Genomic DNA, 21,781 nt, shown 5'->3' on the forward strand with positions numbered 1-21,781 from the left:
TCCATCACGCTCGTCACGGCCGCCGCCAGCGCGGCGTCGGCCTCGGCCTGCGAGTCGCGCCAGTCCAGGCACCACCGGCGGTGGCGGACCCAGGAGGCGTAGGCACGCTGGTAGGGCTCGGCGAAGGAGCCCGGCCCGCCGCCGTAGGCCTGCTCGCGGACGACCTGGGCCAGGTCGAGGTCGGCCAGCGAGGTGGCGCCCGCGTCGAGTGCCGCGCGCACCGCCGCGCCGACCTCGCGGTGCGCGGTGCGGAACGGCACGCCGTCCCGGACCATCCGATTGGCCAGCGCGGTCGCGGTCGTGAAGCCGCCCGCCGCGCGGTCGGCCATCCGGTCGGCGTTGGGCCTGGCCCCGCCGACCACGACCTGGGCGAGCTGCACCGCCTGCTCGACGGCGGCCAGCCCCGGCCATACACACTCCATGGCCTCGGTGCCGACCTCGATCGTGTTGGTGAACGGCGTCGCCGCCATGGCCGAAGCCGCCCCGGCCCACGCGGCGATCGCCCGTCCCGGCTTGGCCTTGAGGTGTTCCAGCAGGAAGGCGTTGCGCTTTTGCGGCATGGCGGAGCTGCCTCCCACCAGCCGGTCGGGGAAGGCGATGAAGCCGAACTCGGCCGTGCTCCACAGCTGCAGGTCGGTGGCCAGCCTGCTGAGCACGACGCTCAGCCCGGCCGCCGAGGCCAGCATGCGCAGCACGGCGTCCCGGCTGGCCACGGCGTCGAGCGCGTGCCGGCTGGCGTCGATGTAGCCGAGCAGGCTCGCGGTGCGCGACGGGTCGATGGGCAGGTCAGTACCGGCGACGGCGCAGGCCCCGAGAGGGCAGATGTGCAACCCGCCTGCCGCGGCCGCCAGTGCGTCGATCTCCCTGCCCACCGCCCGCGCCACTCCCAGGAGGTAGTAGCCGTACGTGATCGGCATGGCCGCCTGGAAGTGCGTGTACACCGGCATGACCACCGGCTGGTGGGCGCGGGCCCGCGCCAGCAGGATCGCCTCCAGACGGATGGCCTGCTCGGCGAAGTCCAGCAGCCAGGCGCGGCACCGGAGCGAGGTGATGGTGGCCTTGAGGTCGTTGCGCGAGCGGCCGGTCTGCAGGACGCCGCCGACGTCGGGGCCGAGCCGCTCGATCAGGTATCCCTCGTACATCAGGTAGGCGCCTCGGGGGGCCGGGCGCTCGCTCAGGTCGCCGGGGTTCAGGCTCTCCAGGCAGCGCAGCAGGGCCGCCGCCGCCTTCCTGCCGATGAGCCGCCGCTCGGCGAGCATCACCAGGTGGGCCCGGTCCACCTTCATGATCATCGGGAGCTCGTCGGGGGCGGCGGTGCCGTACACGACCTGTCTGGTCCTGAGTCCGAGCTCGCCGAGTATGCGCCCGGCGTCGTTGTTCACGGCCCCACGACCTCGCCGTAGGAACGCCGTCCCCAGGCGAACCCGGTCCAGGCGGCGTCCGCCGCGGCGGCCAGGTCGACGATCTTGGGTTCGGCGGGCAGGAGGAGCCGGTCGTGGCGGTGCTCGGCCAGCCAGGCGTCGTCGTAGACGGTGTCCTGGTAGCGATAGCCCTCGTCCGGCATCATCACGACCGTGAGCGCGTCCGGGTTCTGCTGCGCCCACCAGCGCGCGGTCAGGTACGCGGCGCCGCTGGTCGGGCCCATGAACAGGGCGTGGCTCTGGTGGAGTTCGCGCGTGGCCTGGTAGGCGGCGGCCGCCGAGCACCAGTGCACGTCGTCGAAGACGCGGTGGTCGAGGTTGGCGGGCAGCACGCTCATGCCGAGCCCGCGCAGCTCCCGGTGTCCCTCGGGCTGGCCGAACAGCACGCTGCCGTGGGTGTCCACGCCGATGGCGCGGCAGTGCGGGTCGCTGCGGCGCAGGTGGGTGACGGTGCCGCACATCGAGCCGCCCGAGCCCACCGGCCCGACCACGCAGTCCACCCGGCCCAGCCGCTCGCGCAGCAGCTCCGAGACGATCGCGTAGGAGCGCGGGTTGTCCGGGTTCGTGTATTGCTCGGGGCAGAAGGAGTGCTCCAGCCCCGCGCGTACCTCGGCCAGCCGGTTGAGCCGCGCCGTCTGGAACCCGCCGGGCCCGTCGCCCGCCTCCTTGGGCACCCGGTCCACGACCGCGCCCAGGTCGGTGAGCCGCCGATACAGCCGCTCGTCGATCGCCGGATCGCTGACCAGCACGAGGCGGCGGTCGAGGTGCACCGCCTGCATCGCCAGCGCCAGCCCGAACGTGCCGGAGGTGGTCTCCACGATCACCGTGTCCGGCGTCAGCAGTCCCTGCTCGGCCGCCCGGCGCAGGATGTAGCGCGCCGGGATGAGCTTCATCAGCGTGAAGCACGCAGCCCACAGGTTCGGTCCCAGTCGTACCAGGCGGGGGTTCTGGTATGCCGCAGTCGCTTCGGTCAAGGCCGGCCTCCATCCCGTGATGAGGCCACTACGCCAAATGCCGCTATTGCCGCCCTATCGCCTGGCCATTGCACGACAGGCGATCTTCGTGAAACCCTGCACCGATGTCGCGCGCCTACTGGCAGCTGTGGACCTCATCCGGCCTGTCCAACCTCGCCGACGGCATACTCAAGGTCGCGCTGCCCCTGGTCGCGGTCCAGTTCACCCGCTCCCCCACGCTCGTGGCGGGCCTCGCCGTCGCCGTCACCCTGCCCTGGCTCGTGTGCGCGCTGCCGGTCGGCGCGCTCGTCGACCGCCTCGACCGCCGCCGCGCCATGCTCGCCGCCAACCTGGCGCGCGCCGTGCTCCTCGCCGCCGTGACCGCCGCCGTCCTGCTCGGCTGGGGCTCCATCTGGCTCCTGTACGGCGCCGCCTTCCTCATCGGCACCGCCGAGACCGTCTACGACACCGCGGCCCAGTCGATCGTCCCCCAGATCGTCCCCCGCGAGCGCCTCACCCAGGCCAACGGCCGCCTCTACGCCGCCGAGCTGACCGCCAACCAGTTCGTCGGCCCGCCGCTCGCCGGCCTGCTGGCGGCGGCCGCGGCGGCGCTCGCCTTCGCCACCCCCGCCGCCCTGTGGCTGCTGGCCGTCGCCGCCCTGTTCCTCGTGCGCGGCTCCTACCGGGTCGAGCGCGCCGAGCCCGCCACCCTGCGCGCCGACATCGCGGCCGGGCTGCGCTACCTGTGGCGGCAGAAGGTGCTGCGCCGGCTGGCGGTGCTGACCGGCCTGTTCAACTTCGCGAGCAACGCCACCTCGGCCGTCCTCGTCCTCTACGCCACGGGCCCGATGAACCTGCCGGAAGCCGGATACGGCCTGCTCCTGGGCACCATCGCCGCGGGCAGCCTGGTGGGCTCGCTGGCGGGGGCCTGGCTGGAGGGGCGGCTGGGCCGTACCAGGACACTCGTCGTGGCCCTGCTGGCCGGCGCGGTGCTCATCGGCGTCCCCGCGGCCACCACCAGCCCTTACCTCGTCGGCGCGGGCTTCTTCGTCGGCGGGATCGGCATCGTGGTGGCCAACGTGGTCATGGTCTCGCTCCGCCAGCGCATCACCCCGGACGCGATGCTGGGCCGGGTCAACAGCAGCTACCGGCTGATCGCGTGGGGCACGATGCCGCTGGGGGCGCTCGTGGGCGGCCTGCTGGCCCAGCAGATCGGCCTGCGGCCGCTGTTCGCCGTCATGGCGCTCGTCGCGCTGACCGGCCTGGCCTGTGTACGCGCCCTGGACACCTAGCCCCCAGCTCGCGGAGCGCGGCCTCGACACCTAGCCCTCCAGCTTGCGGAGCGCGGCCTCGACGCCTAGCCCTCCAGCTTGCGGAGCGCGGCCTCGATCCAGGTGTAGGCGATCGTCTGGTCCGCCGGCCAGGGCGTCTTCTGGATGATCGCCACCAGCTCCCACAGCCTGGCCGCCCGCGGATCGTGCTCGTCGAACACGCGCAGCATCTCCTCCCGGGTCTGCCCCATGGCCGTCAGAATCCGCTCGACGACCACCGCAGACTCGGCCGAGCCGGGCTCGACGCCGGCCCGCGCCGCGGCCAGCCCCTCCCGCATGACCTTGGTGTTGGTCTCCTGCCAGGACTCAAGGTCGATGTCCGCCTCCCAGAAGTCCTTGCTCTGGCTACGCAGGCTCTCCCGGTAGTCCTCGTCTGCCAGCAGGTCGGCCAGCTCCATCCAGGCGTCGAGCTGGGCGGTGGTCGGCTCCTCCGGCAGTTCGGGCAGCATGCAGTCGCGCATGTTGGCCAGCCACTCGTGCCGGGCCTCGATGCCGCCGCCCACCTCGTCGACGAACTCGTCGAGCAGCAGCCCCATCTCCGCCCCGCCGACCCGGCTGAGCGCGTGCAGCCTGCGCAGATCGTCCTCGGCCGGATCGCCCTCCTTGCCGAGCGTCGCCTTGAGCACCGCCCTGGTCCGCTGGAGCGATCTGAGCTGGGTCTCGACCGCCTTGAGGTGCAGGTCGAGCACGCTTCTCAACCGGCGCTCGCCGAGCGAGCGGATCGTGGCCAGATCGACCCCGATCTCCCTCAGCGTCCGGATCAGCTCCAGCCGGGCGCGGTCCTCGTCCCCATAGATCCGGTAGCCGGAGGCGGTCCGCTCCCGCTCGGGCAGCACGCCCGAGTCGGAGTAAAAGCGGATCGTCTTCACCGGCATGCCGGTCAGCTTCGACAGGCGGCCGATCGTGTACGTCATAATTCCCTTGAGTCTCCAGTTGCTGGAGACTTTAGCGTACCCGACATGGCGAAGAACAAGGTGACCAGAGTCGTCACCATGCACCTGGAGGCGGGCGGCGCTAACCCGGCGAGCGTCGGCAAGGACCTCGGCCCGCTCGGCATCAACCTCATGGAGTTCTGCCGGCAGTACAACGCGCAGACGCAGGATCGGCGCGGCTTCGTGATCCCCGCGGTCATCACCGTCTACGAGGACCGGTCGTTCGAGTTCGCCACCAAGCAGCCGACCACCGCCTCGCTGATCCGCCGCGTCACCGGCCTGGACGGCGGCAGCCCGCGCCCCGGTCACGTGAACGGCGGCTCGATCACCCGCGCCCAGCTCCGCGAGGTCGCCCAGGCCAAACTCCCCGACCTCAACACCTCCGACCTGGACCAAGCTGAGAAGATCATCGCGGGTACGGTCCGCTCCATGGGCCTCACGGTCCGCGACTAGGCCCTTCCTACGTTCCCATCGCGACGGCTAAGCCCTTCGTACAGTCCTGAGCAGGAAGACCACCACGACGGCCAGCACGAGCAGGACGGGGACGGCGAGAGCCGAGGTCAGCCGCAGCCCGTCGGCGAACGCCTCCCGGGCGAAGGCGGCGAGTTCGTCACCGGCCGGCCCGGGAAGCGACCGGGCCACGGCCAGGGCGGCCGGCAGTGTCTCCGCGGCGGCGGGCAGGTGGTCGGGGGCGACCGCCGTCATGCGGCCGTGGTAGACGGCGTTGACCAGGCTGCCGAGCAGGGCGATCCCCAGGGCGCCGCCCAGTTCCTGGATGGTCTCCCCGGCGGCGGCCGCCGCTCCTGCCTGCGGGGGCGGAGCGGCGCCCACGATCATGTCGATGCCCAGCCCCGACACCGGCATGAGCCCCGCGAACAGCAGAACAGACCCGGTCACGACGACCGGCAGCCCGGCCGCCGCGTCCGCCTGGGTGAGCACGGCGAACCCGGCGGCGGCGACCACCAGCCCGGTCCCGAAGATGTAGGCACGGTGGATCTTCGCCGCGAGCGCCGACGCGACGAAGATCGCCACGGTCCCCGCGATGACCAGCGGCAGCCCCCACAGCCCGGCCCTCAGCGGGGACAGGCCCAGCACCATCTGCATGTACTGCGCCATGAGGAACTGCGTGCCCAGCATGAAGATCACGGTGATGGTCAACGCGCTCAGCGAAACGGTGAAGGCCCGGTTGGCGAACAACGACAGATCCAGCAGCGGATCGGCCAGCCGCCGCTGCCGCAGTACGAACAAAAACCCGACGACCAGCCCCAGCACGACGGCGACCACGGGCACCGGCGCGAAGCCGTCCTTGGCCATCTCCTTGATGCCGTAGACCACCGCCAGCGCGGCCGTCAGCGACATCGCCGCGCTGGGCAGGTCCAGCCGGGCGGGCCGGGAATCGCGGTACTCGGGCAGCAGGATCGGGCCGAGCACCACCAGCAGCACCATGACGGGCACCGCCGCCAGGAACACCGATCCCCACCAGAAGTACTCCAGCATCACGCCGCCCACCAGCGGGCCCACGGCCCCGCCCGCCATGAAGCTGGCCATCCAGACGGTGATCGCCGTCGTACGCTGCCGTGGGTCGTGGAACATGACGCTGATCAGCGACAGGGTGGACGGGCCCAGCGCCGCCCCGGCGAGGCCGAGCAGCGCGCGGGCGGCGATCAGGGTCTCGGCGGTGGGCGCGTAGGCGGCCAGCACGGAGGCGGCCCCGAACGTGGCCGCCCCGACGAGCAGGACCCGCCGCCGCCCGACCCGGTCACCGAGCGCGCCCATGGGGATCAGCGCTCCGGCGATGAGGAAGCCGTAGATGTCGGTGATCCAGAGCAGTTGGGAGGCGCTGGGGTCGAGATCGGCGCTCAGGCGCGGCATGGCCAGGTGCAAAACGCTCATGTCGATCATCACGAGCATGGCCGGGAGCGCGAGGACGGCCAGACCCGCCCACTGCTTCCATCCAGCCCGTGCGGTCTCCTTGGATGTGTCAGGCATGGCCCAGACCCTAGGAACGGGGCTTACTCAAGGTAAGGACGTACCTGCGGGTAAGGCACCTGCTCCGAAGGTAGGAGACCTGGAAGCGCCCGGCATGCCCGGCCTGGCGAGTGACGCATTCAACAACGTTTTCGCCTCGGCCGCACCACCGAAGCCGCCGCCGCGTACGACGAGGCCATCGCCCTGGCCACCAACGACACCGAAAGAGCCTTCCTGCGCACCCGACGAGCACGCCTGACCTGAAAGGCACCAAAGACCATGAAGCTCACCACCACCACGATGCTCACCCTCGACGGCGTGATGCAGGGACTCGGCGCACCGGACGAGGACCGCAGAGGCGGATTCGAACGCGGCGGATGGCAGGCGCCGACCTGGGACGACGAGGCCGGAACGTTTCTGAACCAGGTCTACGAACGCGCCGACGCGTACCTGTTCGGCCGGTGGACCTACGAGGTCTTCGCCCGACACTGGGGCCCGATGACAGCCGGCCCCATCGCGATCGCCCTGAACAGCAAACCCAAATACGTGGCCTCGACCACCCTCACCGAAGCGAAATGGCCGACCACCACCATCCTGCCCACCGACCTAATAGCGAACCTGAAGGCCAGGCCAGGAGGCGAGCTGCAGGTGCACGGCAGCGGCACCCTGCTCCGCTGGCTCCTCGCCAACGAGCTCATAGACGAGATGAACCTGCTGATCAGCCCCGTGATCCTCGGCCAGGGCACCCGCCTGTTCCCCGACACCGGCCCGGACCTGGCCCTGGACCTGGTGGAATCACGCTCCACCCCAAAGGGAATCACCATCCAGACCTACCGCCCCAACGGCCGCCCGCAGTATGCAAGAGCCGACGCCTGAAACCCCGCTCTACTGCCCTTGCCTGCTCAACACCGCACGCCCCTCCCCATCGCCATAAGTGTAGTAAAGAGTTCCATTCGCCTGATATTTCAGCGTTACCAGATCGTCGTCGCACTGCTCGGTGGCCACGGTAAGACTTTCCTGGACCGAGAGTTTCCGCGATGAGACCTCAAAGAGCCGGACGACACCCGCACACTTGAGCGACTCGTAGCGGACTTTCCCCACGATCTGGCCAAGCCCACCCCGCCGAAGGAGAATCTCCACCGGAAATGGCGTATCCATGTCCTCGTCGTCGACCAGTCCGATCCACGTCCCGATGAAACGGTCCGGGACCGCCGCCGCACGAGGCTTGGCAACGCCCGCCCCCGGACTGGCAACCTCCATGGGTGTGGGGGACGGTTTACGCGCGTCCGCCCGCCCTATCTCATCACCCACCAGGCTCAACAGCGCGAAGACCGCCGAGAAGGCCCCGGCGGCAACTCCAGCGATCTTCAGCCAGGGCGGATCCCACGGCCGTTGCAGCCGTCTGCGTCTGCTCACGTAGCACCTCAAACACCGCTTCGTTAACGTGTCCGCACCCGAGCCAACCTAATACGAACCCACGTGACGCCTGATGCGTATGAGCAATCTCGCCCAGGACGTCAAGCGCCTGATGGGTGCCTACGTACACCAGATTCATCCCACGACTCAAGAAGCCCTCACCATTCCGGCACAGACCCAATTACCACTTACTCAAACCCGAAATCCCCGTGACTCATATGGACCTTGGTCACTACGGCGGCGCGTGCTGGATCCGGCTGAATGAACACGACAGTCGTCATACCCGACGAGAAGGCGTCAGCTGGACCGAGCGAAAGGCGCCCGCATGGCGGCAAGCTGTTCACGAGCAGCCCGCATTCCCTGAGCCCCGGCCCATCGGGCAGACGCGTCCAGAATCTCCCCGACTCGACTGTTCACCCTCGCGGAAGAGACAAACGGAATGGCCCGCGCCAGCTCATTCATCCGATCACCGGCGAACTCCACGTCGCCGGCCCGAAGCGTCGTGATGATCTGCCTGCCGAGATACTGAGCCCGAAACAACGGCGACCACTGACCGATCCGGTCCGCAGCATCCCCAAGGAGACGGTTGGCCTCATCGAACCGATCCAGCTGCCCCATCCCGATCGCCACGTCTCCGGCCATCGCCGCGGCCGCGAACGACCCCAGCCCGCTCACACCCAAGGCCCGATCCAGAGCCGTTCTAGCCTCGTCCGCACGCCCGGGGACAGCGGCCAAACAGCGCCCCAGCCGCATGTTCAGCGACGCCACCCGGCTCCCCGGCAACTCCCGCAGCCCCAGCCCTTTCCGCGCGAAGGCAGCCGCCCTCGCATGGTCCCCCCGCTCAAGACAGACGCGGCTCAAGGCATCGAAGGCCCGGGCCTGCCCGTCCACATCCGCCCCGAGAACCGCCATGTCAAGCGCGACTCGACCAGTGTGCTCAGCGTGCCCGGTCCTCCCCGCGTCATAAAGCACAAGCGTCGCCTGATACATCAGGTTGGAGATCGCCTGCTGAAGCCGGGCGCCCCGCACCCGCTCGACGAGTTCCCTGACCCGGTGGACATGCCCAAGGGCATTGGCCACCAGCGGCACACCACCCAGCTCATAACGCCCACGGGCCATGCTGTCGGCAAGGGTGTTCACATACGCCGCGTCCTCATAGGGATTCGCACTCGCCCTGCCACTCGGCACGAATATCACCGACGCCGCAGCGGTCAGAAATTCCCGACGCTCCACCGGCTCCTCCACTTCCGGCGACATCCGAACCTGCCAGCCGACCCGGGAAAGCAGCTCTATCGCCTTCCCCATGGTCGTGTCCTTCATTCCCCTGGACACATGAGAAACCCAGGTCTGAGATACCCCGAGCGCTTCGGCCAGCTGCGCTTGGGTCCATTGGCGCTGTTCCATGATCGCCTTCAGGGCGGCGGGGAGCGTGCGCACGTCCACGTTTTGAGCGTATAGCCGAGAGCAATGCGAATCCATCGCCCCATTGCTCTGAGCAATCGCCTTGCTGGCCCACCGAAAACGACTCTCCACCATGGGCCCGTAACAACCCTGCCCGCCAGCCGTCGAGGAGAGACCATGTCCGCAGACATGTGGAACATCGTGGGCAACACCATGGCGCGTCGCACCTACCAAGGCCGGGTCGTCGTCTTGACCTTGGGCAGAAGCCATCGCACCATCGAGCAGACGATCATGGAGTGGGAACAGCGGGAGCGCCAACGGCTGATTAGTGACCTGTCCGCCCTCGGCGACCTCGTGGACACCGCACTGAACCGGCTCCTATCGAGCGGCCCACGACCGGGTCAGGCCGGTGGGCGCGATCGCTTCAGACGGACGGGCCCACGCCGCTGACCTTCAGTGCCTTCTGTGGGCGAAAGCGCTTTGGGAAGGCAGCCCGAGCGGAGCGAGGTCCGGCGCGGGGTCGAGCCCCCGGCTCGACTGGAAGAGCGTGTGGAGCGAAGCGGAACTCCATGCCCTTAGCGGAGCGCGACTACAGGAGATCGGGTGGAATAGCCGGTTAGTGTGTGGAAGGCGTCGCTCAGGGTGTCCAGGAGGCGTTCTATGTGGGGCAATGCGACTGGGTCTGTGCTTTCCAGGGCCAGCCACCGTTCCTCGTCGCTTTCGCCGTACAACATGCTGGTCGCCGCGCGGAAGCGGAGCGCACTTGGGTCGTCGCCGAAGTGGTGGCCGCCCAATACCGCCACGCCTACCCGGTCCAACAGATGGCGTTCCAGGGTGGCTGAGTCTCGGATGCCCATCTTGGCCAGTCTGCCGCGGATGGGGGCGAAGTCCGGGTAGACGTAGAAGCCTCCTGTGGGTGGGCGGCTGGACGCGCCCGCGCCTGTCATCACCTCGTGTACCGCCCCTGCCACCGCTCCGTGCAGGCGGGTGCTGGCTGCCAAATGTCGTCTCAGCTCCGGTGGTTCCGACAGGGCGTATCGGGCCACCTCCTGCATCGGGCCGGCCAATGACGACCAGATCTCGCTGGCCAGCCCGATGACCCGGCTCTGCAGCGCCAGCCCGTCCACCGTGTCCGGGAAGCGGGCGAAGCCTATTCGCCATCCGCCCAGCGCCAGGCTCTTGCTCAGCCCGGAGGTCACTACGGTCCGGTCGGGGATGAACTCTGCCGGGCTGGTGATCGCGTCGCCGGGCGGGTGGACGATGTCGCGGTAGATCTCGTCGGAGATGACCAGCAGGTCCCAGTCGTCGGCGATCTCCGCCAGCCTGCGCACCACGGCGGCGGGCGCGTGTGTGCCGGTCGGGTTGTCGGGCAGGGTGAGCACGATGGAGCGGGGTCGCAGACCGGCTCGTCGTGCCGCCCGCAACGCGGGGACGAGCCGGTCCGGGTCGGGTACCCCACCGCACTGGGGCGGCACGGGCACGCCGACGACCTCGCGTGCGAACAGCCGTGCTTGTGGCTCGTAGGTGACCCAGCAGGGCCGGGGCAGGACGACGGCGCCGGGCAGGGCGGCCATCAGGGCGAGCAGGACGGGTTTGCTGCCGGGGGCCATGACGACCTGGTCGGCGTGGGTGCGCAGGCCGCGGCGGGTGAAGTAGCCGGCGGCGGCCTCGCGGCAGTCGATTTCGCCGCCGATCTGGCCGTAGCGGTTCCTGGCAGCGCCGGCGTGCAGCCGGTCGGCGAGGAAGTCGGGCACGGGCAGCTGCGATTCTCCGAACCCCAGGTGAATCAGCGGCTGCCCGGCCCGACGTCTGTGGTTGACGAGTTCGTCGAGGGCCAGGTTGGGCGAGGGCGGGAAGGCATGGGCGCTCATATCGTCCCTAGGTCCGGCGACGTGCTCGGTGTGCCGCCGCGTGGGCGCGGTTTCCGCAGGTACGGCTGTCGCAGTACACCCGGCAGCGGTTGCGCGAGGCGTCCACGAAGACCCGGGAGCAGCCTTCGGCGGCGCAGGTTCGCAGCCGGGTCTGCTCGCCGTGGACGAACAGGTACGCGAGGGCGAGCCCGCAGTCGGCGGTGAGCTGTTCGGCCACCGGTCCCTCCCCCGCGTGGTGGTGCAGGCGCAGCCGCTGGCCGTCGTGCTCGGACAGCCGCAGGGTGAGCCTGGTCCGCCCGAGCAGCTTGTTGAGGCGCTCGACGCCCTGGTCGGGCGCGATGAAGACGTGGTGGAACTCCTCCCGCGAGCCGCGCACGGCTTCGAGGTCGGCCCCGGTCAGCTCGTCGGGGTTGCCGACCTGGCGGCGCTCGACGAGCGCGACCAGGTCGGCGACGGTGACGAGTTGGGTGTTGACCAGGTCGACCGCCGTGGCCAGCGAGCGGATCAGGTCTTGGCTAAACAGCATGCGTGCTCCCGGCCGGCGAGGAAGGTTAGGAGATGTAGGTGAAGTACGACCGGAGGGCCGGCATGAGCACCTTGAGCGGCACCCGGCCGTAGACGCCGAGGGCGAGCAGCAGGTTGTAGCGCAGGTTCTGGCGGGGCATGCCGTGGCGTACGGCGGCGATGCCGCGCAGGGCGCTGACCTTGTCGTGCCAGTCGATGTTGAACGACACCGACGAGCTGAGCGACGAGACCTGGTGCAGGGTGCCGGGCGGCATGTAGAACAGGTCGCCGGCCTGGACGTGCGCCTCCATGACGCGCACGCCGCGGAAGTCGGGGTGGCGGTCGTAGTCGGGGTCTTCGGGGTTCACTTCGGCCCAGCGCCAGTTGTAGGTGTAGCAGCGGTCGCGGTCCTCGTTGGCGACCATGACGAAGCGCTTGCTGCCGTCGAGCTGGAAGAACAGGTTGTGGGTGAGCAGGGTGTCGAAGTGCAGCGTGGTGACGGCCTGCGAGGGGCCGACGAAGAACTGCGGGAAGACGGCCCAGTTGTCGCGGAAGAACGCGGGGAAAAGGTGGCCGGGGAAGGGTTCGAGGTCCTGCCGCAGTTCGGGGATGAACGTGAGCAGCGGCACGTCGTGCAGGTACGCGGGCCGTTCGACGTCGTCGGATCCGCGCTGCTCCCAGGCGGTGACGGTCTTGGAGTAGTCGTCGAGCCGGACGGTGGTCGTCTTGCCCTCGGCCACGCGCCCGGTCTTGAGCCGCACGGGCAGGTCGGGCGCGATCGAGGCGAGGTAGGGCAGCGACCAGCGCTGGGCGGCGGGAAGCTCGGCGAGGGCGCCGGGCATGAGGACGGGCTTCTTGTTCACGTACTCGGCGTAGAACTCCTCGGCGGAGAGCTGCGGCCGGACGTCAACCGGCGAGTACGGGCTTGTGATCGGCATGGCTCCTCCTGGTGGAGTCGGTGAGGATCGAACGGATCACGTCGAGCACGTAGCCGATGTCCTCGGGCTCGACTCCGTAGTGGGTCACGGCCCGGATCTGCCCGTGGCCGAGCTCGGCCAGCGCCACGCCCTGGGCCTGCGCCGCGGCGATGAACGTGGGGTTGTCCATGCTGAGGACGCGGAAGAAGACCATGTTGATGCCGGGTTCGGCGCGGTCGACCGCGATGCCGGGGATTTTCTCCAGGCCGTCGGCGAGCTGCCGGGCGCTCTGGTGGTCCTCGGCCAGCCGGCCCCTGTTCTCCAGGGCGACGATCGCGGCCCCGGCCAGTACGCCGGCCTGCCGCATCCCGCCGCCGAGCATCTTGCGCAGCCGGCGTACGTCGCGGATGAACGGCCCGGTCCCGACGGCCATCGAGCCGACCGGCGCGCCGAGCCCCTTGGACAGGCAGAACATGACGGAGTCGGCATAACCCGCCAGTTCGGCGACGGGCACGTCGGCGGCCAGCGCGGCGTTGAAGATGCGCGAGCCGTCCATGTGCACGGTCAGGCCGTTCTCCCGGGCGAAGTCCGTGACCTCGCGCAGGTACGCCGCCGGCAGCACCTTGCCGCCCCGGTGGTTCTGCGGGTTCTCCAGGCAGAGCAGCGCGGGCAGGGCGAACTGCGGGTCGTCGGAGTCGGGCGGGAAGGCGGCGGCGATGGCGTCGAGGTCCATCGTGCCGTCGATGTTGTTGGGGATCGGGTGGTAGATCACTCCCCCGCATACCGAGGCCCCGCCGGCCTCGTACACGTAGATGTCGGATTCTTCGCCGACGATGACCTTCGAGCCGCGCGGGCAGTGGGTCATGATACTGGCCAGGTTGGTCATGGTGCCGCTGGGCATGAAGCAGGCGGCCTCCTTGCCGAGCAGCCTGGCCGCCAGCGCCTCCAGCGCGTTGACCGTGGGGTCCTCGCCGTAGACGTCGTCGCCGAGTTCGGCGGCCACCATCGCCTCCAGCATCCGCGGCGAGGGCAGGGTGAAGGTGTCGCTGCGCAGCTCGACTCGCCGCTTGGTGGAACTCACGTCGGCCTCCTAGCCGGGCGGGCGGTGCGGAAGAGGTGGGAGCCGCCGGCCAGCGCGGTGCATTCGCCGATCGCCTTGCCCAGCTTGGCGGTGTAGTCGGGGTCGGCCTCGTCGAGCAGGATGCCGAGCATGGTGCCGCTGTGCGCGGTGACGACGCCGAGGCCGCCGACGACGCCGCAGATGCCGAGGACGTCGCGGAGCATGCGCTTGGGGTGCAGCCGCTGGTGCATGGCGGCGCTCCTGCTGGCCACGTGGCCGATCTCGGCGGTGTCGCCGGCCGGGACCGCGACGCGCAGCGAGTCCAGGAGCCGCTGGTACTCCTGCCGGGCGGAGTCGGAGAAGCGCCGGTGTCCGCGGTTGAAGGCGACGGTGTCCACGCTGCCGCCCTCGTCGACGCCGACGATGGTCATGTCGGGCAGGTAGCCGAGCCGTTCGAGCAGCCGTACGTCGCGGTGGCGGAAGGCGACGGTGCCCGGGTACATCACGCCGTCGGACGGCTCGATCCTCCGCATCAGCTCTTCGATCTCACCCGGTGTGGGTAGTTCGCCGAGCGCCCGGCCGACGGCCCACGCGGTGGCCACGAGGTCGGCTGAGGAACTGGCGAGCCCTTTGCCGATGGGCAGTTCGGTGTCGACGTGGAGCTCGCCGCCGCCGCTGAAGCCGCGGATGGTGAGCATCGAGCGGGCCAGTGACCTGGCCTTCTTCCGGTCTCCGGGGACCACCCGGATGTCGGTGGTCCGCCGGTCGTAGCGGAAGCGGGCGGTGCTGCCCGCCTCGATCGGCAGCGTGACCAGAAAATCGACCTGTGGGTCTGCCAGTGCGCCTTGGAGCAGTTCGCCGAAGGTGCCGCACGCCTGTCCGGTTCCGAGAGTCTCGGAGGTCGCCGGCGCCTCTACGTGGATCGACACCTTTATTCCCAGGGGTTGTTGGCGGAGCGCCGCGATACCAGAAGCCGGAGAGTCCGAGTCAATTTGGCGGTGAACATGGCCTGCGTCTCCTTCGCCTCACCCGTTTTGGGCTGGTTCCTGTGGATCAACTGGCCTCAGGCTCAAGCGGGCGGGCATCGTCCCACTACCGTTTCGCTATCGCCCCGAACGCGCGGCGATAGTCGCAGGTCAACGTGGGTTTGGGGGGTAGGTTGCGAGATCCGGCTATCCGGTTCCGCGGGCCGTACTCCTGCTGTGGAGCAAGTCGAAGAGGGCGGCGGCGAGTGCCACGGCGACGAAGGTCATGACCACCACGAGCCCGTGCCGGAACGCCGACGGCCACCCGGCGTGGAGCGCGCCGAAGAAGATCGACCCGGTGGCGGCGATGCCGAAGGCGGAGCCCAGCCGCTGGCCGGTCTGGAGTACGCCGGCGGCGCTGCCGCCGTGGACCGGCGGCACCTCCGACAGGCTGATCGCCTGGTTGGGCGCGATCACGAGCCCGCTGCCGAGTCCGGCGAGCAGCAGGGTCGGCGCGTTGGCCCAGCCGAGTTCGGGCCCGGTCCAGATCCCGGTGACCACGAAGGTGGCGGCGAGTCCGGCGATGACGACGGCCAGGCCGACGGCGACGAGCAGCCGACCGGCCCGCCCGACCAGGCGTCCTCCGGCGATGGCGGCCAGGGAGGAGCCGATGGCGAACGGGGTGATGGCCAGTCCGGCCTGGAGCGGAGTGTAGTGCAGGCCGTTCTGCAGGTAGAGGGTGTAGATGAAGAAGATGCCGGTGAATCCGGCGAAGTAGAACAGGGCGATGACGGCGCCGAGGCTGTAGGAGTGTTTGGCGAACAGGCCGAGCTGGATCAGCGGCTCACGCTTGTAGCGGCGTTCCCAGCCGACGAAGAGCGCCAGTACGGCCAGCGCGGCGGGCACGAGCAGCCATTTGGCCTGTCCCTCCCACTGGTGCTGCTGCACGAACGGCAGGAGCAGGCCGAACACGCCGATCCCGAGCAGCAGCACGCCGACGGGGTCCATGCTCTCCTGCCGCCCCTTCACGCCGGGCGGCAGCAGCTTCCAGGCCAGCGGCAGCAGGATGACGCCGATCGGCAGGTTGACGAGGAACACCCACCGCCAGCCTTCCTCGTGCCCGAACGCGGTGACGAGCGCACCGCCGATCGTGGGCCCGGCGGCGGTGGCGATGCCCATGGTGGCGCCGAACGCGCCGAAGGCCCGGCCCCGCTCCTGGCCCTGGAACATCTGCTGGATCAGCCCGGACACCTGAGGGTTGAGCATGCCGGCGGCGACGCCCTGGACCAGCCGGGCGGCGATCAGCAGCGGCATCGTGGGCGCGAATCCGCAGGCGGTGCTGGCCAGCGTGAACAGGGCGACGCCGACCATGAAGACGGCCCGCCGGCTGCGCGCGTCGCCGAGCCGTCCGGCGGGCACGAGCAGCAGGCCGAACGTGAGCGCGTACCCGGACAACGTCCACTGCAGGCCGTCCTCGCCGGCGTGCAGGCTCTCCTGGATGGACGGCAGCGCCACGTTGACGATGCTCACGTCGAGGCCGGACATGAACGCGGCAGTCAGGCAGACACCCAGGGCGGGCAGTCGTCTCACGCTGGGCCTGTGTCCGCCACAGACCATCGGAAACCTGACATTCTCTCCGTTGGCTGAGCCGTGAGGTTGGCCTTACCGCCGGGCGGCAAGGTTCGACAGGTGAGCTCACGACAGCATGGACTGCAGGCGGTTCTCGGGCCGCTGAGCAGGGCGGCCGTCTTCACCGTGGCGACGGTGAAGCACGACGCCGCGGCCCGCGAGGCGGTCAGGTCGCTCTGCGGCGACCTGGCGGCGCTGCGGCGCACGGTCGGCTTCCGCAGCCTGGACGGGAACCTGTCCTGCGTGCTCGGCATCGGCGCCGAGGCGTGGGACCGGTGGTTCGACCTGCCGCGCCCGGCCATGTTGCGCCCGATGCCCGAGGTCCGCGGCGTCCACCACGCGCCGTCCACACCCGGCGACCTGCTGCTGCACCTGCGGGCCGACCGCATGGACCTCTGCTTCGAGCTGGCCGCGCTGGTCATGGACCGGCTCGCGGGCGCGCTGTCGAGCGTGGACGAGGTGCACGGCTTCCGCTACTTCGACGCCCGCGACCTGCTCGGCTTCGTGGACGGCACGGAGAACCCCGAGGACGAACTGGCCGCCGACTCGGTGCTGATCGGCGACGAGGACCCGCTGTTCGCCGGCGGCACGTACGTCACCGTGCAGAAGTACGTGCACGACCTGGCCGCCTGGAACGCGCAGCCCGTCGAGTACCAGGAGCGCGTCATCGGCCGTACCAAGCTGGCCAACGTCGAGCTGGACGACCAGACCAAGCCGACCTGGGCGCACAACGCGCTGACCGTCATCGAGGAGGACGGCAGGGAGCTGAAGATCGTGCGGGACAACATGCCGTTCGGCAACGCCGCGGCCGGCGAGTTCGGCACCTACTTCATCGGCTACTCCAGAACACCGGACGTCCTCGACCAGATGATCACGAACATGTTCGCCGGCGACCCGCCCGGCAACTACGACCGGATCCTGGATTTCTCCACCGCCTTGACCGGCTCGACCTACTTCGTCCCGACGCCCGACCTGCTCGAACGGCTGGCCGAACCACCGGCGCCGGGCGCCCTGGAGATCGGCAGCCTCAAAGGAGTCCCGCAGTCATGAACAACCTGCACCGCGAGCTCGCCCCGATCTCCGACGCCGCCTGGGCGCAGATCGAGGAGGAGGTGGCCCGCACGTTCAAGCGCAACCTCGCCGGCCGCCGCGTGGTCGACACCCACGGACCGACCGGCGCCGGAAGCTCGGCCGTCGGCACCGGCCACGTCACCGGGATCCAGCCGCCGGGCGACAGCGTCGAGGCCCGTCAGCGGGGGGTGGCGGCGCTGGTGGAGTTGCGCCGGCCGTTCGAGCTGAGCCGGGAGGCGATCGACGACGTCGAGCGCGGCTCCGGCGACTCCGACTGGCAGCCCGCCAAGGACGCCGCGACCGCCCTCGCCATCGCCGAGGACCGCGCGATCTTCCAGGGGTACGGCGCCGCCGGCATCACCGGCATCGTCCCGGCCAGCTCGCACCGCCCGATCCCGCTGCCCACCGAGTTCACCGGCTACCCGGAGGCGATCGCCCAGGCGCTCAGCGCCCTGCGGGTGGCCGGCGTGGACGGGCCGTACACGGTGCTGCTGGGTCCGGAGGCGTACACGGGCGTCACCGAGACCAGCGACCACGGCTACCCGGTGCGCTCGCACATCGAGCGGATGGTGGACGGCGACATCATCTGGGCGCCCGCGCTGGCCGGCGCGCTGGTGCTGACCACCCGCGGCGGCGACTACGACCTGCACCTGGGCGAGGACCTGTCGATCGGCTACCTGTCGCACACCGCCGACACGGTGCGGCTCTACCTGCAGGAGTCGTTCACGTTCCTGCCGTTCACGAGCGAGGCGGCGGTCCCGCTCGCCCGGCAGGCGTAGTCATCTCCCGTAGGCGGCCAGGAAGACGCGCACGCCCTCGTCGGCGTAGTGGTTCAGCTCCTTCTCGTCGTAGAGCGCCGCCTCGACCGGCAGGGACATCGCCCTGTTCAGCGGGATCGACAGCACCAGCCAGTTGAAGTGCTGGGCGGCCAGCAGCGGGTCCGGCACGTCGAGCAGCCCGCGCCGCCCGAGCGCCTCGAACCACCCGGCGAACAGCGCGCTCGACCGCACCGGCCCGTTCTCGTACCAGGCCCGCGCCAGGTCGGGGAAGCGGTCCGCCTCGCCGATGAGGACGCGGCGCATGCGCAGTAGGTGCGGCTGCATGACCACGGCCAGGTGCATGCGGGCGTACTCCCGCAGGTCGCGCTCCAGGTCGTCGGTGCCGGGCATGGCGGCTTCGAGCGGGTGCACCTCGACCTCGATCTGTGAGATGTCGAGGGTGATCAGCTCGGTGAACAGCCGCTGCTTGTCGGCGAAGTGCTTGTAGACGGTCTGCTTGGAGACCTCGGCCATCGCGGCGATCTCGTCCATGCTGGTGCCCGCGTAGCCGTTGCGCAGGAAGAGGGTGCGCGCGGCGTCGACGATCGCGCGGTGCTTCCTGGCGGTGCGTCCGTCCTGCTGGGGGTTCTCCATGAAGAAATGGTACTGGACTGTCCAGTACTCAAGCGAGTACTGTACCGTCCAGTACTGAGACTGGGGAGATGAACATGACCACCTTGAAGACCCCCGACGGCACGCTGCACTACGAGGTGCGCGGCCAGGGCCCGCTCGTCGTCCTGTTCGGCGCGCCGATGGACGCCGGGGCGTTCGCGCCGCCGGCCGACCTGCTGGCCGCCGACCACACCGTGCTGACCACCGACCCGCGCGGCATCCACCGCAGCGTGCTCGACGACCCCGGGCGCGACTCCACGCCCGCCCTGCGCGCCGCCGACCTCGCCGTGCTGCTCGCCGAGGTCGACGCGGGTCCCGCTGTGGTGTTCGGCAGCAGCGGCGGCGCCGTGAGCGTGCTCGCCCTCGCCCAGGCCCACCCCGAGCGGGTACGCGCGGTGATCGCGCACGAGCCGCCCCACTACACCCAGCTACCGGATCGGGAGAAGCTCGACGCCCGGATGGAGGACATGGTCGCCGCCTACGCCGCCGGCGACACCGCGACCGCCTGGGCGATCTTCTTCGAGAACGCCGACATCCACCTGCCGGAGGGCGCCCTGGAGCACATGTTCCCCGCCGAACCCGACCCCCAGTACGTCGCCGACGAGCGCTACTCCTTCCTGCACATGATGCGCGGCACCGTCCGCTGGGAGCCCGACGTCGCCGCGCTGCGCGACGGACCGGTGCGCGTGCTGGTCGGGCTGGGCGAGGACTCCACCGGCCAGCTCTGCGACCGCTCGTCCAGGGCGCTGGCCGCCTCGATCGGCACCGAGCCCACGATGTTCCCCGGCGGGCACGTCGCCTGGACGGAGGACGCGGAGGGCTTCGCCGTACGGCTGCGCGAGGTCCTGCGGGAGCTCTGACTTCCGCGCGGTTACGACGGGCGGAAAAGATTCGGTAAGAGTGATCCGGCACAGTTACCTCATCAACCAAGGAACAACCCCGAAAGAGGACGCCGGACATGCGTAAGCTCATCGAATCCACCTTCATGACCATCGACGGAGTCATCAGCTCGCCCGAGAAGTGGAGCTCCCCCTACTGGGACGAGAGCTACGAGGGATACGCCCGCGACCTGCTGTTCGGCGCCGACACCCTGCTGCTCGGCCGGGAGACCTACGAGGGCTTCGCCGAGGTCTGGCCGATGATGGAGTCCAGCCAGGGCGAGTACGCCGTGCGGATGAACGCCCTGCCCAAGTACGTGGCCTCCAGGACCCTGAAGGAGACCAAGTGGAACGCCACCCTCATCGAGGGCGACGTGGCCGAGACGGTCGCCAAGCTGAAGCAGGAGCCCGGCCAGAGCATCCTGAAGTACGGCACCGGCGAGCTCGACCGCACGCTGCTGGAGCACAAGCTGGTGGACGAGTACCACCTCTGGCTCATGCCGGTCATCGGCGGTGAGGGCACGCGGGTGTTCGACGGCCTGGACATCACCCACCTGGACTTCGTGAAGTCGACGCCGCTCAGCTCGGGCGTCCAGGTGCTCGTCTACAAGCCCAAGGCGTAGCAAGCCGCTTGGGCGAATACGGCAGCGTTGCTGGCTTTGCCCCGAACCGGTCGCGGCAACGACCTCCCCATGAAGGTCATGCCGCGCTCCGTTCGGGGCCGGGTGACGCTGGCCGCCACGCTCGCGGCCGCGATCGCGCTGGGCGTCGCCGCGGCCGTCATCGCCACGACCATCCCCCGGGCGCTCGAAGCCCAGCTCGCCTCCCGGGTGAACCAGGCCGTGCAGGCACAGGCCGCCGACGCCCGCCGCGGCGACCTGCCCGCCGAGCTGTCCACCCCGCCCGGCATCGACCTCCTGCAGGTCATCGCCGCCGACGGGACCGTGCTCGGCACCTCGACGCAGGCCGGCGACCAGAACCGGTTCAGCGCCCTGCCCACCCCTGCGGCGGAAAGCATCACCACCACCTACGGCCGGCCGGACCTGCCCGGGGCGAGCGAGGAGTACTACATCGCCGCCCTGCGCACCACCACCCCCAACGGCCAGATCACCGTGTACGGCGCCGAGGACGTCTCCGCCACCCGGCAGGCGGTCCGCCTGCTCTACTTCACGCTCGCGGTCGCGCTGCCCGCGCTGTTGTTCATGGTGGGCCTGGCCGCCTGGACCGCGGTCGGCCAGGCGCTGCGCCCGGTGAAGCGGATCCGCACCCAGCTCGCCACCATCACCGCCGGTGACCTGGGGCAGCGGGTGACGGTGCCGGGGACGGGCGACGAGATCGCCGCCCTGGCCACCGCCACCAACGACACCCTCGGCCGCCTCGAACGCTCCACCGAGACCCAGCGCCACTTCGTCAGCGACGCCTCGCACGAGCTGCGCAGCCCGATCACCGCGCTGCGCACCCAGCTGGAGCTGGCCGTCGCCTATCCGCAGGACACCGACTGGCCCGAGGTGGGCGCCCGTTCGCTCGAAGCGGTCGACCGGCTGTCGGGGATCATCGACGAGCTGCTGCTGATGGCCAGGCTGGACGCGGGAGCCGTACCGGACAGAAGGCGGGTGGACCTCGGCGAGCTGGCGCGCGGACAGGCGGCCCGGCGGGAGGGTGTCCACGCGGAGGTGGCGGACGGCGCCTTCGTGGACGGCTCCCCCATCCAGCTCGACCGGCTGCTGACGAACCTGCTCGACAACGCCGAGCGGCACGCCCGCTCGCGCGTCGACCTGTCGGTGGCCGTGGCCGGCGGCGAGGTGGTGCTGACCGTCACCGACGACGGCAACGGCATCGCCCCGCAGGACCGGGCGCGGGTCTTCGAGCGCTTCACCCGGCTGCGCGAGGGACGCGAGCGCGACCAGGGCGGCAGCGGGCTCGGGCTGGCGCTGTCACGACAGATCGCCGCCGTCCACGGGGGCAACCTGACCATCACCGACCACGGGCCTGGCGCGCAGTTCCGCGCCGTGTTCCCGCCGGCGCCGTAAAGGC

General features: G+C 70.1%; 22 protein-coding genes. 9 read left to right on the forward strand and 13 right to left on the reverse strand.

The annotated features are described in order from the left end of the window. Window positions 1-1,382: argininosuccinate lyase (locus HNR40_RS51085; RefSeq protein WP_184975531.1), on the reverse strand; the 1,382-nt coding region annotated here is incomplete at its 3' end. Then, window positions 1,379-2,395, reverse strand: coding sequence for a cysteine synthase family protein (locus tag HNR40_RS51090; protein ID WP_221341855.1), 1,017 nt, complete (start codon window positions 2,393-2,395; stop codon window positions 1,379-1,381). The genes HNR40_RS51090 and HNR40_RS51085, both read right to left, overlap by 4 nt. A gap of 104 nt (window positions 2,396-2,499) precedes the next feature. On the opposite strand from HNR40_RS51090, the gene HNR40_RS51095 reads away from it, so the two are divergent. Continuing rightward, entirely contained in the window at window positions 2,500-3,666 is a 1,167-nt protein-coding gene (locus HNR40_RS51095) for an MFS transporter (RefSeq protein WP_184975534.1), read from the forward strand. Window positions 3,667-3,731: 65 nt separating this feature from the next. Here the strand turns inward: HNR40_RS51095 and HNR40_RS51100 are convergent, their stop codons facing one another. Continuing rightward, window positions 3,732-4,619, reverse strand: coding sequence for a MerR family transcriptional regulator (locus HNR40_RS51100; protein ID WP_184975537.1), 888 nt, complete (start codon window positions 4,617-4,619; stop codon window positions 3,732-3,734). Window positions 4,620-4,664: 45 nt separating this feature from the next. On the opposite strand from HNR40_RS51100, the gene rplK reads away from it, so the two are divergent. Beyond that, a complete protein-coding gene (rplK, locus tag HNR40_RS51105; protein ID WP_184975540.1) occupies window positions 4,665-5,090 on the forward strand; it encodes a 50S ribosomal protein L11 in 426 nt (141 codons plus the stop codon). 27 nt (window positions 5,091-5,117) lie between these two features. Here rplK and HNR40_RS51110 read toward each other — a convergent pair whose 3' ends face one another. After that, window positions 5,118-6,626: an MFS transporter gene (locus tag HNR40_RS51110; protein WP_184975543.1), complete on the reverse strand. Its 1,509-nt coding sequence runs from the start codon at window positions 6,624-6,626 to the stop codon at window positions 5,118-5,120. 258 nt (window positions 6,627-6,884) lie between these two features. Here HNR40_RS51110 and HNR40_RS51115 point away from each other — a divergent pair, with 258 nt between their 5' ends. Further along, entirely contained in the window at window positions 6,885-7,481 is a 597-nt protein-coding gene (locus HNR40_RS51115) for a dihydrofolate reductase family protein (protein WP_184975546.1), read from the forward strand. Window positions 7,482-7,490: 9 nt separating this feature from the next. On the opposite strand, the gene HNR40_RS51120 is transcribed toward HNR40_RS51115, so the two are convergent. After that, complete coding sequence (locus tag HNR40_RS51120; protein WP_184975549.1) at window positions 7,491-8,021, reverse strand: hypothetical protein; 531 nt, start codon at window positions 8,019-8,021, stop codon at window positions 7,491-7,493. Between the two features lie 297 nt (window positions 8,022-8,318). Next, window positions 8,319-9,464 carry a helix-turn-helix domain-containing protein gene (locus tag HNR40_RS51125; RefSeq protein WP_184975551.1) on the reverse strand — a complete coding sequence of 382 codons (1,146 nt, stop codon included), beginning with the start codon at window positions 9,462-9,464 and terminating at the stop codon, window positions 8,319-8,321. 135 nt (window positions 9,465-9,599) lie between these two features. On the opposite strand from HNR40_RS51125, the gene HNR40_RS51130 reads away from it, so the two are divergent. Continuing rightward, on the forward strand, window positions 9,600-9,872 hold the full coding sequence (locus tag HNR40_RS51130; protein ID WP_184975554.1) for a hypothetical protein: 273 nt from the start codon (window positions 9,600-9,602) through the stop codon (window positions 9,870-9,872). 125 nt (window positions 9,873-9,997) lie between these two features. Here the strand turns inward: HNR40_RS51130 and HNR40_RS51135 are convergent, their stop codons facing one another. The 6 genes from HNR40_RS51135 to HNR40_RS51160 all read right to left on the reverse strand — a co-directional run bounded on the left by HNR40_RS51135 (window position 9,998) and on the right by HNR40_RS51160 (window position 16,329). Further along, entirely contained in the window at window positions 9,998-11,293 is a 1,296-nt protein-coding gene (locus HNR40_RS51135; protein WP_184975557.1) for a pyridoxal phosphate-dependent aminotransferase, read from the reverse strand. A gap of 7 nt (window positions 11,294-11,300) precedes the next feature. Beyond that, on the reverse strand, window positions 11,301-11,819 hold the full coding sequence (locus HNR40_RS51140; protein WP_184975560.1) for a CGNR zinc finger domain-containing protein: 519 nt from the start codon (window positions 11,817-11,819) through the stop codon (window positions 11,301-11,303). 25 nt (window positions 11,820-11,844) lie between these two features. Then, the gene (locus HNR40_RS51145; RefSeq protein WP_184975563.1) at window positions 11,845-12,735 is read right to left on the reverse strand and encodes a cupin-like domain-containing protein; all 891 of its coding nucleotides are present in this window, start codon (window positions 12,733-12,735) and stop codon (window positions 11,845-11,847) included. Continuing rightward, window positions 12,704-13,795 carry a low-specificity L-threonine aldolase gene (gene ltaE, locus HNR40_RS51150; RefSeq protein ID WP_312896856.1) on the reverse strand — a complete coding sequence of 364 codons (1,092 nt, stop codon included), beginning with the start codon at window positions 13,793-13,795 and terminating at the stop codon, window positions 12,704-12,706. The genes HNR40_RS51145 and ltaE overlap by 32 nt, the downstream gene beginning before the upstream one ends. Then, window positions 13,792-14,703, reverse strand: coding sequence for a GHMP family kinase ATP-binding protein (locus HNR40_RS51155; RefSeq protein WP_184975566.1), 912 nt, complete (start codon window positions 14,701-14,703; stop codon window positions 13,792-13,794). The genes ltaE and HNR40_RS51155 overlap by 4 nt, the downstream gene beginning before the upstream one ends. A gap of 243 nt (window positions 14,704-14,946) precedes the next feature. Then, window positions 14,947-16,329 carry an MFS transporter gene (locus tag HNR40_RS51160; RefSeq protein WP_312896857.1) on the reverse strand — a complete coding sequence of 461 codons (1,383 nt, stop codon included), beginning with the start codon at window positions 16,327-16,329 and terminating at the stop codon, window positions 14,947-14,949. 99 nt (window positions 16,330-16,428) lie between these two features. Here HNR40_RS51160 and HNR40_RS51165 point away from each other — a divergent pair, with 99 nt between their 5' ends. Then, window positions 16,429-17,418 carry a Dyp-type peroxidase gene (locus tag HNR40_RS51165; RefSeq protein ID WP_312896858.1) on the forward strand — a complete coding sequence of 330 codons (990 nt, stop codon included), beginning with the start codon at window positions 16,429-16,431 and terminating at the stop codon, window positions 17,416-17,418. Then, the gene (locus tag HNR40_RS51170) at window positions 17,415-18,218 is read left to right on the forward strand and encodes a family 1 encapsulin nanocompartment shell protein (protein ID WP_184975571.1); all 804 of its coding nucleotides are present in this window, start codon (window positions 17,415-17,417) and stop codon (window positions 18,216-18,218) included. The genes HNR40_RS51165 and HNR40_RS51170 overlap by 4 nt, the downstream gene beginning before the upstream one ends. Here the strand turns inward: HNR40_RS51170 and HNR40_RS51175 are convergent, their stop codons facing one another. Beyond that, window positions 18,219-18,851, reverse strand: coding sequence for a TetR/AcrR family transcriptional regulator (locus tag HNR40_RS51175; protein ID WP_184975574.1), 633 nt, complete (start codon window positions 18,849-18,851; stop codon window positions 18,219-18,221). Between the two features lie 74 nt (window positions 18,852-18,925). Here HNR40_RS51175 and HNR40_RS51180 point away from each other — a divergent pair, with 74 nt between their 5' ends. The 3 genes from HNR40_RS51180 (at window position 18,926) to HNR40_RS51190 (ending at window position 21,777) form a co-directional block, all read left to right on the forward strand. Next, a complete protein-coding gene (locus HNR40_RS51180; RefSeq protein ID WP_246510844.1) occupies window positions 18,926-19,729 on the forward strand; it encodes an alpha/beta fold hydrolase in 804 nt (267 codons plus the stop codon). Between the two features lie 98 nt (window positions 19,730-19,827). Next, window positions 19,828-20,370 carry a dihydrofolate reductase family protein gene (locus HNR40_RS51185; protein WP_184975580.1) on the forward strand — a complete coding sequence of 181 codons (543 nt, stop codon included), beginning with the start codon at window positions 19,828-19,830 and terminating at the stop codon, window positions 20,368-20,370. Between the two features lie 78 nt (window positions 20,371-20,448). Continuing rightward, a complete protein-coding gene (locus HNR40_RS51190) occupies window positions 20,449-21,777 on the forward strand; it encodes a sensor histidine kinase (protein ID WP_184975583.1) in 1,329 nt (442 codons plus the stop codon). Window positions 21,778-21,781: the final 4 nt, after the last annotated feature.

The organism is Nonomuraea endophytica (genome assembly GCF_014203235.1).
Lineage (GTDB): Bacteria > Actinomycetota > Actinomycetes > Streptosporangiales > Streptosporangiaceae > Nonomuraea > Nonomuraea endophytica.

Excerpts from the sequence above, each read along its gene's own strand:
- HNR40_RS51095 (WP_184975534.1), top strand. The coding sequence starts at position 2,500 with ATGTCGCGCGCCTACTGGCAGCTGTGGACCTCATCCGGCCTGTCCAAC.
- HNR40_RS51100 (WP_184975537.1), bottom strand. The coding sequence starts at position 4,619 with ATGACGTACACGATCGGCCGCCTGTCGAAGCTGACCGGCATGCCGGTG.
- rplK (WP_184975540.1), top strand. The coding sequence starts at position 4,665 with ATGGCGAAGAACAAGGTGACCAGAGTCGTCACCATGCACCTGGAGGCG.
- HNR40_RS51110 (WP_184975543.1), bottom strand. The coding sequence starts at position 6,626 with ATGCCTGACACATCCAAGGAGACCGCACGGGCTGGATGGAAGCAGTGG.
- HNR40_RS51115 (WP_184975546.1), top strand. The coding sequence starts at position 6,885 with ATGAAGCTCACCACCACCACGATGCTCACCCTCGACGGCGTGATGCAG.
- HNR40_RS51130 (WP_184975554.1), top strand. The coding sequence starts at position 9,600 with ATGTCCGCAGACATGTGGAACATCGTGGGCAACACCATGGCGCGTCGC.
- HNR40_RS51135 (WP_184975557.1), bottom strand. The coding sequence starts at position 11,293 with ATGAGCGCCCATGCCTTCCCGCCCTCGCCCAACCTGGCCCTCGACGAA.
- HNR40_RS51140 (WP_184975560.1), bottom strand. The coding sequence starts at position 11,819 with ATGCTGTTTAGCCAAGACCTGATCCGCTCGCTGGCCACGGCGGTCGAC.
- HNR40_RS51145 (WP_184975563.1), bottom strand. The coding sequence starts at position 12,735 with ATGCCGATCACAAGCCCGTACTCGCCGGTTGACGTCCGGCCGCAGCTC.
- HNR40_RS51170 (WP_184975571.1), top strand. The coding sequence starts at position 17,415 with ATGAACAACCTGCACCGCGAGCTCGCCCCGATCTCCGACGCCGCCTGG.
- HNR40_RS51175 (WP_184975574.1), bottom strand. The coding sequence starts at position 18,851 with ATGGAGAACCCCCAGCAGGACGGACGCACCGCCAGGAAGCACCGCGCG.
- HNR40_RS51180 (WP_246510844.1), top strand. The coding sequence starts at position 18,926 with ATGACCACCTTGAAGACCCCCGACGGCACGCTGCACTACGAGGTGCGC.
- HNR40_RS51185 (WP_184975580.1), top strand. The coding sequence starts at position 19,828 with ATGCGTAAGCTCATCGAATCCACCTTCATGACCATCGACGGAGTCATC.
- HNR40_RS51190 (WP_184975583.1), top strand. The coding sequence starts at position 20,449 with ATGCCGCGCTCCGTTCGGGGCCGGGTGACGCTGGCCGCCACGCTCGCG.